Here is a 13,694-nt window from a genome sequence, read left to right on the forward strand (position 1 = left end):
TAGATGGTGAGGGGTAGAAAAAATTAATCGAGCACAACTTCAAAAAACGAACCCCATAAATGCCATCCGCTATATATGCTTAAAAAAATGATGGATGTTTTCTTGATTTTTATCAAATAATCCATAAATACTAGGGTGCTATATTGACTTTTAATCATAAAGCCGAGAAAATGACCGCCTTACCCATTATCACCGCCCCCGACCCGCGTTTGAAACTGACCGCACGCCTTGTACCTGCGGTTGGTCAGGCGATTGCCCAACTCATGCGGCAAATGGCGGATACGATGTATGAAGCCCCAGGCATTGGTTTGGCTGCCCCCCAAGTGGGACAAAATTTGCAGGTGATTGTGGTGGATATTGGCAATGATGAAAACCCCGACCTGCCCGGCCAGCTTTATATGATGGCAAATCCGGTAATTGAATGGGTATCTGATGAATGGTGCCTGTATAAGGAGGGTTGCTTGTCTTTACCCGATCAATATGCCGAAGTCGAGCGGCCCGCAAGCGTGCGGGTGCGCTATAGGGATGAGCATAACCGCGACAAAACCTTGACTGCCGAAGGGTTACTGGCCACCTGTATCCAACATGAGATCGATCATTTAAAAGGCGTTTTATTTGTTGATCATATCAGCAAATTGCGGCGGGATGTGATTTACCGGCGCTTATTAAAACAACGCCGGGTACAACCGACCACTTTATCATGAATAGCTAAGTAGAAAAGGATGGCCATGCCCCGGATATGTTTTATGGGAACGTCGGATTTTGCCGTCCCTGCCCTCTTAAGCTTATTGCAATTACCTTATGAGGTGGCCGCAGTTTATACCCAACCCCCGCGCCCCGCGGGGCGGGGACAGGGCATTCAATTATCGCCCGTCCATCACGTGGCCAACCAACATCAATTAACTGTTTTCCACCCCGAGAATTTCAAATCACCCGAATCCCGCCAACAATTTGTTGATTTGAAGATTGATTTGGCGATTGTGGCGGCTTACGGCCTCATTCTACCCCGTGCTATTTTGACCGCCGTGACAGCTGATTTTATCAATATCCATGGCTCCTTGTTGCCACGCTGGCGCGGGGCCTCGCCTATCCAGGCGGCTTTATTGGCAGGGGACCCTGAAACCGGCATCACGATTATGCGGGTGGTTCCTAAACTCGATGCGGGTGATATTTTGCTGCAACAATCTTTGCCCATTCAATCCACGGATACCGCGCAGTCCCTGCATGACCGCCTTAGCCTGCTTGGGGCTGAGATGATGGCGAAAACCATCCATCAATTGCTTGACCACCAATTATCCGCCGTACCCCAAGATGAAAAGCTGGTGACTTATGCCGGTAAATTAACCAAAGAGCAAGGCCGGTTGGATTGGCAAAAACCTGCAGCGGTTTTGGAGCGGGAAATCCGGGCTTTTTTCCCTTGGCCTGGCAGCTGGTTTGATTGGCGGGGGGAAAGGGTACGGGTTTTACGGGCGGAATTAGGCACATTTACCCCGGCCAAACCCGGCACCATCACCCGTCACCCTTTAGAAATTGCTTGCGGTGATACCCAAAGCCTGCGCCTGTTGGAATTACAGCGACCGGGGCGCAAAGCTTTGTCCTCGCTTGATTTTATCCGGGGCTTTGATTTGCCGGTGGGCCAGGTAGTTACCGATGCCCCGCTATAAAATTACCCTAGAATATGAGGGGTCTGCTTTCGTGGGCTGGCAACGGCAAGAAAATGGCCTGGCCGTCCAACAGGTGGTAGAGGAAGCTTTTTTCCGCTTTACCGGCTATCAACCAACTATCTATGCGGCGGGACGGACGGATGCGGGGGTGCATGCCTCAGGCCAAGTGATCCATGTTGATTTGGAAAAACCCTATCCTTGTAAAACAGTCTTAGAAGCCGGTAATTTCTACCTAAAACCCCATGCGGTTTCCTTCCTAGCGGTGGAATTTGCCAGCGGTGATTTCCATGCACGCTTTTCAGCGATTGGCCGGATATATGAATATTATATCCTGAACCGCCTGGCGCCACCCGCTCTAAAACGGGGACAGGTATGGTGGGTCAAGCAGCCCCTTGATATCAGTGCCATGCAACAGGCAGCAACTTGCCTGATGGGCAAGCATGACTTCACGAGCTTCCGGGCATTACAGTGCCAAGCCTTATCACCAATTAAGACGATTGATGAATTTTCCATCCATCAAACAGGTGATGTGATTCTTTGCACCGTCAAGGCACGGTCATTCCTGCATCATCAAGTCCGCAATATGGTTGGGACATTAAAAATGGTTGGGGATGGCAAATGGCCCGCCTCAAAAATCCCTGAGATCCTTGCGGCCCAAAACCGTGCAGCGGCTGGCATGACCGCCCCCGCTGAGGGATTATATTTAACCCAAATTATATATCCAAACAATTGAAATTCCCACCCTAATCGCCCCATATATAAACAGGGTATTTAAAGGGCTAAGATTGATAAAGTCTGAGAAACTAAATCCATATGTCCTGCTTAAGCCAACTGCCTATTCTCTTGGTAAAACTGGTTGGTCCAGGCGGCGGGTTTTGGTAACTGGTCTGCAAATTCTGCCATCACTTGTAATCCTTGCTGGACGGCTGGGCGTTGTTCAATCGTTTCCAACCAGCGTTTCACATGGGGAAAATCAGCTATTTGCTGGCCTTGCTTTTGCCATAACCTGACCCAGGGAAATGCCGCCATATCAGCAATGGAATAGTCGCCTGCCAGAAAGGGGGTTTGTTGCAGCTGTTTGTCTAAAACCTGATATAGGCGTTTGGCTTCCTTCGTAAATCTTTCAATTCCATAGATAACCGGTTGCGGTGCATAGTGCCTAAAATGATGGGTTTGCCCTAATATGGGGCCCAAGCCTGACATTTGGAACATCAGCCATTGCAATACCTGATATTTTCCGGAAGTATTTTGGCCCAGGAATTTTTGATATTTTTCACCCAAATAAAATAAAATGGCGCCCGATTCAAAAATGGTGAGCGTTTTTGAGGCAGTTTCCCCTTCATCTACCAGCACCGGGATTTTATTATTGGGGTTGATTTTTAAAAAATCGGGCGTTAATTGCTCGCCTTTCATGATATTGACCGGATGCAATTGATAAGGCACACCCAACTCTGCCAACATGATATGAATCTTATGACCGTTGGGGGTAGGCCAGCTATATAAATGAAGCATCTTTCTTCCTACATTCGAATTTTTCTTGAAACGACAGGATTCCCGCTTCAAGGACAAAAGTCAACCCTACTGATCAAAAGGGCTGGCATTCCTTGAGTTGCAGGCGCAGGCGGATATAATCCTCAATCGCCAACAACAGCGGATGATCCGCGGGGAAATTTTGTAGCCCATTGGCCAATTCGCTAGAAAATTCTTGGGTATATACCGGCAGCGGCGGACAAGAATTGATCACAGCCGGTTGACAAGCCCCCACCAATACTGCCCACCCGATCACCCAATTCTTTGTGATTTTTTGTACCTGACATTGCGGCATGGCGATCCCTTCCTAAATATTAAGCGATTTTTACAACCCTTTTTTATTCAGATAATCGATCACTGGCTGTTTGCCGCGCGGGGCTTCGGCGGCACGTTGTTGCTGGCGTTTAGATATTTCCGCTTGCTTTTTTATGTGCCGTTGGCGTTCGGAGATAGCACCCCTGCGCCAGAAGAAGATAATAGCGGCCATAATCCCCAAACCCGCCATCATAGTTTTCCATAGCCGCGATCCGGCCATTTGCAAAAAAGTAACGATTGCCATCATGAGACCTCCCCTTTCCGTTCAAATATGTCCATAAGTTATTAAGGCATCGGGGTGCCTTGAAAGTGTGATGATTATAAGCCGCGGCGGCGATCATCCAGTTTAGCCCAAATGATCCAGGCAATTCCCGCAACCATCAGCAAGGCCGACGCCCAGGGCCAATATTGACCCAAACGTTCAAAGAACGGCAACGCTGGCGATAAATGCTGCCAGCTGTCATTGATGGCCTGATAAGCGATGGTGCTGCCCGCACCGGCAGCGATGGCCGTGCCACGGATCGTGCGTGAATGCCACAAACGTTTGGCTTTAGCCTCAACCCCTGCCATCATCAAGCCTTTATCCATGACAGCATTCGTCATATATTTTTTGGATAAGGCCCCATTTTCCTGCTGGATCATAGCAGCAAGCAAGGCTTTCAAATCCTGATAATCATGCGTATTGATCTTGTCCGTCACCTTTCTTTTCATAAGGTTTGCAATGATCAAGGCATAGGTTTTGGTGTCGTTTTCCAAAGGCGGGGCATAGCGGTTGATCATATCAGCAATGGTTTGCAACCCATATTTGTCTTGATAGGTGATCAAAACCTTCGCTAAAGCCCTGATCCCGTAAGCCATAGACTTAAATTGGAAAAAATCCTTGTCTGTCTGAACCTCAGAAAGTCCTTGCCAGGGATCTTGGCTGCGCCTGATATTGCCGGGGTTGTTATTGCGGATGCCGCGCGGCAACTTTGAACTATTGCTCATGACGAATATCCCCTCTCCATTTGAAAAAATGATATTTTTGCCTTCGGTTTTATGGAAATCATTGGCAGTCCCCCACCCCTATTTTAACCAGGCTGGCAAATGTTCCATGACCCAGGCAACCAGGGCAATGGCGCCTAATAAAACCCCCCCCAGCTTAACCACGGCAAAAGCCGCCCCACGCCCCATATGGAAAGCTTCCCGTAAATGTTCAACCGTCAGGCGGATTTGGTGGATATCTTGGGCCATTTGGGTGCTGGTGACTTCGAGTTTGGTCAACCGGTCCCTTTCATGTTCAGTCATCATGTTTTCCTTTAATGTTATGTCTTTTTGGTCGTGATTGATTGAAGGCAGACAAATAAAAAGCCAGCTTAAGGCTGGCCATTCCTAATAAAGCGGATCATTTCCCAGCCGTTGAAATAAGGGGAAATGCCAAGGATGATGGATCTGTTGGCATAACGGGCGACCAGGTTGGTTTTGGCGGCGGGGATGCCGGAGGCAAAATATTGGGCGGTTCGGGATAATAAGTTGCACTCCCCCCATCATAATAGCAACGCTGCCTGATCCAATCCGGTGCATCATTCCTGACCTTAGAAAAAGAACTATCCCCAAGGCTTGGGTGCAAAGGTGGGGCGGGATAGCCCGGAAAAACCTCAACCACATACCAACGCTCTTCATCGCTATATTCCGCATATTTACGCGGTTCTAATCTGCAGGCTTTAACCATATCATCTCTCCTTAACTAAATTCATAAACAACACAAAGGCCGCTGCCGCCTGTACCGCCTGCTCTTGTGTCGTTAGTCGAATATTTGCACAAACCACCACTTCCCCCACCGCCCGAATTAGCATCGGCATTAAGCCCTGTAAAAGAGTCGGCAATTACTTTATTCATTTGACCCATTGCACCGCTGCCACCAATTGGCATAGCTCCATTACCGCCTGGGAAAGAGGGGCTTATACAGCTATAAATAGAACAAATTTGAAATCCAGAACCGCCCCGCCAGTTAACATCCCCACCTGTTCCAATTCCACCTTGGGCGGCAGAGCCAGCAGTGGTAGGGCTATTAATAATGCAAGCTTGGCCTCCCTGACCACCGGATGCTGAGCAAAACGCACCAAAATAACTAGTGCCGCCAGTTGAGCCATCCGTTGGTGTACTTGCTCCTGCGGTTCCACCTGCACCAATACTTACTGCCTCGGTCGCGCCAAGGGATGTTGCTAAAATATATTTTCTACATCCGCCACCTCCAGCCCCAGAAGCACCAGCAGAGCCGTAGCTTGGTCCGGATTCCGATTTAGCCCCACCTCCACCACCGCCACCGCCTAACAATTCAACAACGATGTATCTAACATCATTTTGTTTCACCCAATTGCCGCTGGTCGTAAGGGTAGTAATTCGTAGCAATCGTCCGGAAACATTTACCTTGTCACCTGCTGATTGGGTTAAATCAGCCAGGGGAAAGCCAAAAAAACCGTTATTCATTAGAAATCCCCCCTTCCGCTAACAAATGGAACCCTTCCGAATTGGTAAGATCGGGGTGCATTGGCAGGGCCGGATAGGTTGCATATACCTCCTTTATATACCAAAGCGGTGTCGACCAATATTGGCGCTTAAGCTCTAATTGCAAACGTACTGCTTTCATATTTCCCTCCCGTTATGAATATTCATAAACAACACAAAGGCCGCTGCCACCATCCCCGCCAGATCGATTGCTAGCAGCACTATAAGCACTAACTCCACCACCACCACCACCACCAGAATTGGCAGTGGCATCATCACCATCTGAAGCATCAGTAATGTTTTTAAGATTATAACCACGCGCCCCTGGCCCACCTATAGGAAGTGCCCCGTTTCCTGCTGGAGCACTTGAGCAATAAGACCCGTATTGCGTTCCAACGTTAAAACCAGGGCTTCCTCTAAAATTAATATCTCCCCCCATTCCTACGCCGCCAAGGGCAGTGAACCCCGTGACACCCGATGATGCGGAAATAGTATAAAAACCACCCTCCCCACCAGATGCGCTGCAGTGCGTCCCAAACGATGTTGTACCGCCCTGACTACCAGAAGTTGGGGTACTCAAGCCGCCCGTCCCTCCTATGCCAATTGTTATGGCCTCGCTGTCTGCCAAAGCAGTGGCCATGATCTTTTTACGGCAACCCCCACCGCCCGCACCGGAAGCTGCGTTACAGGAAAAATTTGCCACTCCTTGCGAGCCCCCACCACCCCCACCACCACCCAGCAATTCAACAATAATGTATCCAACATCCTTTTGTTTCACCCAGTTGCCGCTGGTCGTAAGGGTAGTAATTCGTAGCAATCGTCTGGAAACATTGACCCTGTCACCTGCTGATTTGTTTAAATCAGCCAGGGGAAAGCCAAAAAAACCGTTATTCATTAGAAATCCCCCCCTTCCGCTAACAAATGGAACCCTTCCGAATTATGGGTTGAGGCCCGCAAACTATGGTTGGGTGGCAGCATCAAACCACCGGCAAAAGTCACTAGTTCCCGGAAAGCCTTCACACTGGCACTTGGAATAACGGCGGTTACGGATATTTCCTCAAGCAGCCTTGTCCGCACCCCATCATGGATGAACAACCGCACCATGCCCGCTGTGGTGCCGGTGGTTGCGGTAACGCGCAACCGCTCCAGTCGCGATCCGTTTGAGCCTGCGGTAAAAACAGTTTCCATCATGCCGCTGCCATCGCGGGCCGTGTTGCCGAAAATCAGGGCAGCGCTGGATTGACGGGGTTTATTGGCAAATTCTGGTTTTGTAGCCATTTTATGTTCTCCAATTAAGGGTTAAAATACAGGGGATTAAAGAAAAGATTGTTGCTGGTAAATGTGGACACCAACCGCTTCCAGATTATCCAGGGCATCTATGGCAGTTATGGCGCCCGTGCCGCCTTGGTTAATCGATAATGGCAGGCCAACCGCCCCCAAGCTGCCAATGTCAGCCACTTCAATGGCGGTACCGGTGGCGTTCCACCGCCAAAACTTGCTGGCCCCAGGCTCGGGGATGGTAATGCCCGATAGGGGTGAGGATACGGGCAAGGTAAGAGAGCGGCCTAAGATTTCCGCCAGTTCCTGGGTGATGACGGTGAGGCGGTCAAGCGCCCGTTCATGGGTTTCGGCGGGGAAAGGATCATTGGGCGTATAATCCACCAATTGGGTGCGCGCTGTATCGCGCCGCACGGTGATGGTGACACCCGCCGCCGGTGGTTGGTTAGAGGTCAAGGTACCAATGGCACCATTACCGCCAGCCACGGCGTAATCAGCCCCCAAAACCTTGCGGATTTCCCTGGAGCTGATGGTATCCCGTTCAATCACCTCGATTTCATCGGCATCAAAGAAAACAAAGGGGATGGCAAAATTGCGGGTCATGCCATCCCCTCTATAAGCAATGCGGCTGATCATGGTGTTGATAGTCATGGCTAACTCCTTTTCTGAAAATAAAAAAACCCGCCTTAATTGGCGGGTTGGTAACATTTAGATTTTCTTGGTTAGAATAGGCTTGGGTCGCAAGGTTGCAGAAAGCGCTAAAAACCCCGCTTATTGTTGAGAATCAACAACATTTTGATGAAATGATTGGGGAGATTGACAGATCAAGCGCAAGCAATTACAGCGATGAATCCTCGTCAACCAAGGTGCGCTGGCGGCGTTTCTCGGTCAATTTAGAGAAAATCCGGGCCACAAAAGTCATGATCGCCCCTGCCACTATATAAGCGATGACGCGCTTGGCCATTTGCCCGGTGGTCATTTCAATCATGACCGTGCCAGTACGGCCTTGGATTAAGCGTTCCACGACAAAACACAACACCCACAAGCCAATCGAAATCAGTTGGGCCGACCACCAATAGCGGCATAGTATGGCCGCGATGCCGGAGCCAAGGGCTGCAAAAGACACCGAAAAAACCCCCACCATAATCCACCATATTTCAACCAGCATCAGGCTCTCCTTAGCAAATAGAATATAACCTTAAGGTTATTAAAATTAGGATGGCAAACCCGATTATTTCAGCAAAAAAATCGGCATCTGCCAGCCTGTATTATTTGTATCTGGTTTCTATGCAGTTGTAAACAGGCGGCATGTTAAGGCTGATTGGGGATTAAATGCTAATCCATTTTTACAAACCTTATCGCCACAATCATACAGCTATTTCCCAACAGGCCAAGCAACCAAAATCATTGACCAGCGGACAAGATGTTGATCAGGCCGCTAAAACCCTTTGACACCCTACAAATCCCCCTTATGCACAGTTAAAAAACGCTTCAGCACACCGCCCGCATCGCCCTCAAGACCGCCGCCGCAACCGGTAAACAGATCGCCATCATTTATTTTAATCGCCTGTTCACCACCTTGCCAATAAAAAGTTAGGTGTTGCTCATAATTGATTTCTTCGATTGGTTGATGGTCAGGCGGATGACAGGGCAATCAAGGATAAAAAGATAAAAATCAGTTTTTTAGGCACAGGTTGTTCACTTCCTGATAGTGGTCTCACCGCCTGGCCGCCCGTTTAAGGCAGCCAAGCGGTGATGATAGGATATGTTTTAGAAACAGCCGCTTTCGTCAAACTGGGCGGGTTGGCGGCGGACATTACCAGCCACTTCCGCGTTGAAATCAGCCTGCTGCACGATAGTGCCAACGATATCAAAGGTCACTTCACATAGAACGCCGTGACCATTGGGTGACGGGAGGCGATAGACAAAGTTTTGCGCGCCCATGGTGGTGTTGCGGCTGCTGAAAGGCGCCCCAAATTTTGCCAAGATTTGTTCCTGGTTTTTACCAACCCACGGGGTTAAATAATTGCGGTAATAGGTGGATTTGCGTTTTTCATATTGCAACGGATCATTCTTATCGCTAGCACAACCAGCCAGTGTTAGCAGGCTGGCGCCCATCAGGGCCAAGATTATCTTCTTCATTTTTATTCCTTTCAAATTCCGCCGTGGAAGGGGGGTGGGCTGCCGCTAAATGCGGGTTGGCCATTCCCACTCCTGTATCATAGACGCCTAATCATAGCATTTAAAAGCAGCCATCGCCATTAAAATAAGCCCGCCGCACCACACCACCACGGATTTCAAAGGTTTCCTGGCAGAAAGATTGGCTGGTATAAGTTTGGCCGCCATAACAATTATAGGGCCAGCGGTTAAAAGCACTGGGGTAACAATTGCCCGGGGTGCTGCTGGTTTCAATTTGGCTGCGGCGATAGGTTAGGTAGCGGCTGCCCTGGCTGTCATAAAAACTGCTGGGGGCGCCCAAATTGACAACCAACGCGGCCTCGGGCTTGCCCACCCACTGGTTCAATTTGCCTACATAAACAGCCTGCATTTCCTCATAGCTTTGGCAACCGGCCAGGGCTAATAAGCCAACCCCGAACAGACCTGCAAATATTTTTTTCATGATGGCTCCTTTCATCTCACGAACGGTCAATGGCAGCAATCGATCCGCAACCCACCTGATTGCTACAGCCATTGTACCATTTAAAAGCAGCCATCGCCATCAAAATTGGCGCGCCGCACCACGCCAGCGCGGATTGCAAAGCTTTCCTGGCACATATATTGGTTGCTGATCACCTCACCGCCATAACAAAAACGGCCGAACAGGCCCATTTCACAATCGGCTGGCACGCGGGTGCTTTCGATGCGGACGCGGCGATAGGTTAAAAAGCGGCTGCCCTGGCGGTCATAGAAATTGGTGGGGGCGCCAAGGGTGGCCACTAGCGCGGCCTCAGGCTTGCCTACCCACCCATTGATTTTTTCCACATAAACGGCCTGGCGTTCCTGATAGCTTTGGCAGGCGGCCAAGGCCGATAAGAACAAGAATGTTAGGGGGCAAATATTTTGTTCATTTTTATTCTTTACAGCAGAAAAAGGGCGAAAAAATTGTAATTTCTTACTCTTTACCAGAGGAAAAAAAAGGCCTTGTAAATTCCGATTCTATAGCTTCCCTATCCGCGTTTTTCACCCATAAAACCCTCTGTTTGATATATCTGACCCTTCAAGCATTGGGGGCAGATTTCGCGGGTTAACATTTTTTAAAAACAGCACCGGTTTTTTATGAAAAGCCAGGGCGATACCTCCCTCAGCTATCCGAAAAATCTTAGGCAAGCCCTTTCCTTTTTAACCTGTCATGATCAGGCATAGCCATGCTGGTTAAGGCGCGGCTGGTTGCGGGAAAGGCGGCGGTACGGGGCCAGCGGGTGGCAATTGATCAGATGGGTTGTTTTTTTGCCATTCGGCTGCACGCTCTTCCCAGGTTTGACAGCCATTCCCCGTAGCAGATAGCTTGCAACAACCCGCCAGCATCCATAAACTGAAAATAATCATAAGGGGGAAAGTTTTCTTCATGGATTGATGACCTCCAGTGAATGAGGTTTCACCTCAGCTGGAAACGGCAAGCCCGTCCGCCTCTCCGGCGGCCTGCAATCCCCGCAACAAGCCCCTAAAGCCAATAGGCTAAATATCAGAACGATGTTTTTCATCAAACATCACTCCTTCCCCAAAAACCGCTTATCAATAAGCTGACCCTACCAGAAAACCTCGGGCAGGTCTAGGGTTGGGGGTAAAAATACTGATTTTGGGGAAATAAAAATGAGATTTATTGTCATAAAAACACCCCCTAGACAAGCGGATCAGCTGTTATTAAGGTGTGGGATTGATGGGTAAGTTGTTTAACTCACCCGATCAAAGAATGACCAAAATACTGCCAGCCAAGGAGCAAGCCCCATGAAACACCAAACCCGTTTGATTACCGCCAGCCTAAGCGCCCTATTCCTGTTGGTTGGGTGTCAGTCAACAGTTCTAAAGAAGATATTTTGCCAAATTAGATTCCTGGAAAGGTCAAACTGATCAGCTTTATTAGCTGAAAGAGGAGCACCTGATCAAATCTTTGAATCTGGAAATACTAAGATATTTAACTTATCTTCCTTCTTAAACCATGAAGAACGGTCACATTGTTATAGTGGTTCTAGTGCGACTTCGACAATTATATTGTAAAGAAATTTTAATAGCAATAAAATCACTGAAACTAAAGCTGAAGGAAATGATTGCTTATAGTATAGATATTTTATTATTCATTTCTTTAAAAACACTCCACGGCTATTTAAAATAGTCTTATTCTTTTGTTAAAGGCTTCGGAGGTTTTGGATCATTACGCCTATTATTATTATCAATCCCCGTCAATAAACTGCTGCCCACGCCCAACGCGCCGGTGACAATGCCTAAATTGCCAGCGCGTTTGCTGGCTTTGGCCTGCCAGCGCAGCTGGCTGGATTGCACATTGCCCTGGTAGCGGTCGGCCAGGATGTTCCATTCGCTATCCCCCCGTTGGTCGGTTAAACTATCCAGCGCACTGCCGCCCATCTGCACGCCGCGCGCCCCTGCCCCCAACCGTTGTTGCGCCAATTGCCGTTCCGCCACATTCCGCTGCTGCTGTTCATGCAACCGGGTTTGCTGGTCATTCACCTTGGCCTGGTATTTATACATGCTGGCCTGCGACCGGCTTTGCTGAAAATCACCCGCCACCTTAAAGGCCTGGCCCGCCGCCCCCATCACCAATCCACCCATTGCTATGCTGCACATTCATGTCCTCCATTCGTATGATTTAATAGTTAACAATTTAGAATGATTAAGTTCTTTGAGATTTTTCAGAATTATTCTTGATTTTCGGGTTGCGAAATCCACTTTTCCTATTCCCCATCAAAGAAATAGTTTTGAGAATAGCTTGCTTGTTTTGAGAGAGTACGGGTAGGAATTTAAATCCCGGCACCAGCAAGCTTGATATTACTGCTGACGGAAGATTACCGGGGAAGATAAAAAAGTTAAAAAAACAGTGGTAACTTTTTCAGGTATTTTGTTTATCAGGGATCACGGTTGCAGAAGCACGTTTTATTAAATTGACTATAAAATTATTGATAATATGTGTGCTAAAAATCGATACCCACATTGACAATCCTCTTATACGCGCTCCGCTGCCTTGATCATCTATTAATTCAGGGTAGGCTGCATAGAAAAGATAAGTTAAATAATGTCCAAACACCTAGAAGGAAAAGAAGATTTATCAACCATCTTTGAATAATGGTTTCTCGTAAAACCAATTTTGTTACATAATTTAATTCTTTTGGCCTGAAAATTCTTATAACGCACACTATTCCTAGATATATTAACGCTATTAAGGCTAGCATTTGTATTAATAATTCCTCAACCATATTTATCTCTCAAATTTTGGGCTTATATTTTTAGTAATTTATATAATAATATCTTCAATAAAACTTAATCGGATATCAGGGTCAATGGAAGCGCTTTTCTTAAAATAGGGTTTTCTTTGATCAAATAGCCCATTTGTTAGGCATCATTAAACATAAGCTGCTTGTTTTGATATATTTTACGAAGAAAAAGAAATATCCAACCTTTCGATTACTGTTGATAAGCTCCTAATTCTCTCATTAAAGACAAAACTTCACGATTGGGCTGTTTCGGGCATTCTTTTAAAAGATCATCCGTCAGTTTTTCCAGTTTTGCTAAGTTAAAAAACGTTTCTTTTTTGGAAAAAAACCCATCAACCCATATTATCTTTACCATATTTTCCATTTTTTCATCAAAACCCGCGATGAAAGTGCGGCAATTCTGATGAATTAAGGAAAAAACCCTTTCATTTATTAAGGGTTCATGGTCGAAAATATCGCGGACAACATTTAAAAACAAAGCATCAGGTTTTTTCGCACACTGCGCACTTGTTTGCTCAATATTCCTTACCATGCGCTCTTCGGGCTCCCACCCTAGAGAGCTGCTCAAATACCCATCGGCCCAAACAAATAAAATGATGACAAGATTGGCTTCAAACCATAAATGCCTGATATTTTGTGTTTTAGGGTCATTATGCAAATCATAGGTTTCAAAAAAGATGTTCAGGTAGCCTTTACACGTTAACTTCGTTAAATCGAATGTCTGGGGCTGATCAGCTTTTGCCATATGGTAAGAGGAAGCGAGTAAATAAATTACAGCGAGGGCCGTATGAACAAATTTGCGAATGGATTTTGTCATTTTTATTTTCCATAATGATTGCCATAGATAAAACTTTCAGTTTTATTTATCAACAAGCTTTTTAAGCATAAAATGAATATAACTAGAAACTGAACTAAATAATATTAGCATATTCCATACCTCTCCCCCATAAACCCGATAATTATTCTTACTTATAAC

At 47.2% G+C, this 13,694-nt stretch carries 22 protein-coding genes; 3 read left to right on the forward strand and 19 right to left on the reverse strand.

Going from position 1 to position 13,694, the window contains the following annotated elements; translation table 11 throughout:
• Nucleotides 1-170: 170 nt before the first annotated feature.
• The 3 genes from IPP67_03190 to truA are packed head-to-tail and all read left to right on the forward strand — an operon-like array spanning nucleotide 171 to nucleotide 2,397.
• Nucleotides 171-704, forward strand: coding sequence for a peptide deformylase (locus tag IPP67_03190; GenBank protein MBL0338190.1), 534 nt, complete (start codon nucleotides 171-173; stop codon nucleotides 702-704).
• A gap of 18 nt (nucleotides 705-722) precedes the next feature.
• The gene (locus IPP67_03195; protein ID MBL0338191.1) at nucleotides 723-1,664 is read left to right on the forward strand and encodes a methionyl-tRNA formyltransferase; all 942 of its coding nucleotides are present in this window, start codon (nucleotides 723-725) and stop codon (nucleotides 1,662-1,664) included.
• Nucleotides 1,651-2,397 (forward strand): tRNA pseudouridine(38-40) synthase TruA, encoded by a 747-nt coding sequence (gene truA, locus IPP67_03200; protein MBL0338192.1) that lies wholly within the window; start codon nucleotides 1,651-1,653, stop codon nucleotides 2,395-2,397. Before IPP67_03195 ends, truA begins: the two co-directional genes overlap by 14 nt.
• A gap of 89 nt (nucleotides 2,398-2,486) precedes the next feature.
• Here the strand turns inward: truA and IPP67_03205 are convergent, their stop codons facing one another.
• The 19 genes from IPP67_03205 to IPP67_03295 all read right to left on the reverse strand — a co-directional run bounded on the left by IPP67_03205 (nucleotide 2,487) and on the right by IPP67_03295 (nucleotide 13,535).
• Nucleotides 2,487-3,176, reverse strand: a complete 690-nt coding sequence (locus IPP67_03205; protein ID MBL0338193.1) for a glutathione S-transferase N-terminal domain-containing protein — start codon at nucleotides 3,174-3,176, stop codon at nucleotides 2,487-2,489.
• 73 nt (nucleotides 3,177-3,249) lie between these two features.
• The gene (locus IPP67_03210; GenBank protein ID MBL0338194.1) at nucleotides 3,250-3,489 is read right to left on the reverse strand and encodes a hypothetical protein; all 240 of its coding nucleotides are present in this window, start codon (nucleotides 3,487-3,489) and stop codon (nucleotides 3,250-3,252) included.
• Between the two features lie 30 nt (nucleotides 3,490-3,519).
• A complete protein-coding gene (locus IPP67_03215; protein MBL0338195.1) occupies nucleotides 3,520-3,756 on the reverse strand; it encodes a hypothetical protein in 237 nt (78 codons plus the stop codon).
• Nucleotides 3,757-3,827: 71 nt separating this feature from the next.
• Nucleotides 3,828-4,496: a structural protein P5 gene (locus tag IPP67_03220; protein MBL0338196.1), complete on the reverse strand. Its 669-nt coding sequence runs from the start codon at nucleotides 4,494-4,496 to the stop codon at nucleotides 3,828-3,830.
• A 78-nt stretch (nucleotides 4,497-4,574) separates the two neighbouring features.
• Entirely contained in the window at nucleotides 4,575-4,799 is a 225-nt protein-coding gene (locus IPP67_03225; GenBank protein ID MBL0338197.1) for a hypothetical protein, read from the reverse strand.
• Nucleotides 4,800-4,893: 94 nt separating this feature from the next.
• On the reverse strand, nucleotides 4,894-5,220 hold the full coding sequence (locus IPP67_03230; protein ID MBL0338198.1) for a hypothetical protein: 327 nt from the start codon (nucleotides 5,218-5,220) through the stop codon (nucleotides 4,894-4,896).
• An 11-nt stretch (nucleotides 5,221-5,231) separates the two neighbouring features.
• Complete coding sequence (locus tag IPP67_03235; GenBank protein MBL0338199.1) at nucleotides 5,232-5,978, reverse strand: hypothetical protein; 747 nt, start codon at nucleotides 5,976-5,978, stop codon at nucleotides 5,232-5,234.
• On the reverse strand, nucleotides 5,971-6,138 hold the full coding sequence (locus IPP67_03240; protein MBL0338200.1) for a hypothetical protein: 168 nt from the start codon (nucleotides 6,136-6,138) through the stop codon (nucleotides 5,971-5,973). Before IPP67_03240 ends, IPP67_03235 begins: the two co-directional genes overlap by 8 nt.
• Nucleotides 6,139-6,150: 12 nt before the next feature.
• Nucleotides 6,151-6,891, reverse strand: coding sequence for a hypothetical protein (locus IPP67_03245; GenBank protein MBL0338201.1), 741 nt, complete (start codon nucleotides 6,889-6,891; stop codon nucleotides 6,151-6,153).
• Nucleotides 6,891-7,274, reverse strand: a complete 384-nt coding sequence (locus IPP67_03250; protein MBL0338202.1) for a hypothetical protein — start codon at nucleotides 7,272-7,274, stop codon at nucleotides 6,891-6,893. The genes IPP67_03245 and IPP67_03250 overlap by 1 nt, the downstream gene beginning before the upstream one ends.
• Nucleotides 7,275-7,310: 36 nt before the next feature.
• Nucleotides 7,311-7,982: a hypothetical protein gene (locus IPP67_03255; GenBank protein MBL0338203.1), complete on the reverse strand. Its 672-nt coding sequence runs from the start codon at nucleotides 7,980-7,982 to the stop codon at nucleotides 7,311-7,313.
• 130 nt (nucleotides 7,983-8,112) lie between these two features.
• The gene (locus tag IPP67_03260; protein MBL0338204.1) at nucleotides 8,113-8,442 is read right to left on the reverse strand and encodes a hypothetical protein; all 330 of its coding nucleotides are present in this window, start codon (nucleotides 8,440-8,442) and stop codon (nucleotides 8,113-8,115) included.
• Nucleotides 8,443-8,730: 288 nt separating this feature from the next.
• Nucleotides 8,731-8,928 carry a hypothetical protein gene (locus IPP67_03265; protein MBL0338205.1) on the reverse strand — a complete coding sequence of 66 codons (198 nt, stop codon included), beginning with the start codon at nucleotides 8,926-8,928 and terminating at the stop codon, nucleotides 8,731-8,733.
• A 116-nt stretch (nucleotides 8,929-9,044) separates the two neighbouring features.
• Entirely contained in the window at nucleotides 9,045-9,416 is a 372-nt protein-coding gene (locus IPP67_03270) for a hypothetical protein (GenBank protein ID MBL0338206.1), read from the reverse strand.
• 100 nt (nucleotides 9,417-9,516) lie between these two features.
• Nucleotides 9,517-9,894 carry a hypothetical protein gene (locus tag IPP67_03275; protein MBL0338207.1) on the reverse strand — a complete coding sequence of 126 codons (378 nt, stop codon included), beginning with the start codon at nucleotides 9,892-9,894 and terminating at the stop codon, nucleotides 9,517-9,519.
• Nucleotides 9,895-9,974: 80 nt separating this feature from the next.
• Nucleotides 9,975-10,313 (reverse strand): hypothetical protein, encoded by a 339-nt coding sequence (locus IPP67_03280; GenBank protein MBL0338208.1) that lies wholly within the window; start codon nucleotides 10,311-10,313, stop codon nucleotides 9,975-9,977.
• A gap of 333 nt (nucleotides 10,314-10,646) precedes the next feature.
• Complete coding sequence (locus IPP67_03285; protein ID MBL0338209.1) at nucleotides 10,647-10,841, reverse strand: hypothetical protein; 195 nt, start codon at nucleotides 10,839-10,841, stop codon at nucleotides 10,647-10,649.
• 765 nt (nucleotides 10,842-11,606) lie between these two features.
• Complete coding sequence (locus IPP67_03290; protein MBL0338210.1) at nucleotides 11,607-12,074, reverse strand: hypothetical protein; 468 nt, start codon at nucleotides 12,072-12,074, stop codon at nucleotides 11,607-11,609.
• A gap of 834 nt (nucleotides 12,075-12,908) precedes the next feature.
• Nucleotides 12,909-13,535: a hypothetical protein gene (locus IPP67_03295; GenBank protein MBL0338211.1), complete on the reverse strand. Its 627-nt coding sequence runs from the start codon at nucleotides 13,533-13,535 to the stop codon at nucleotides 12,909-12,911.
• Between the last annotated feature and the right edge of the window lie 159 nt (nucleotides 13,536-13,694).

Source organism: Rhodospirillaceae bacterium (assembly GCA_016722635.1).
Classification (GTDB): domain Bacteria; phylum Pseudomonadota; class Alphaproteobacteria; order JAEUKQ01; family JAEUKQ01; genus JAEUKQ01.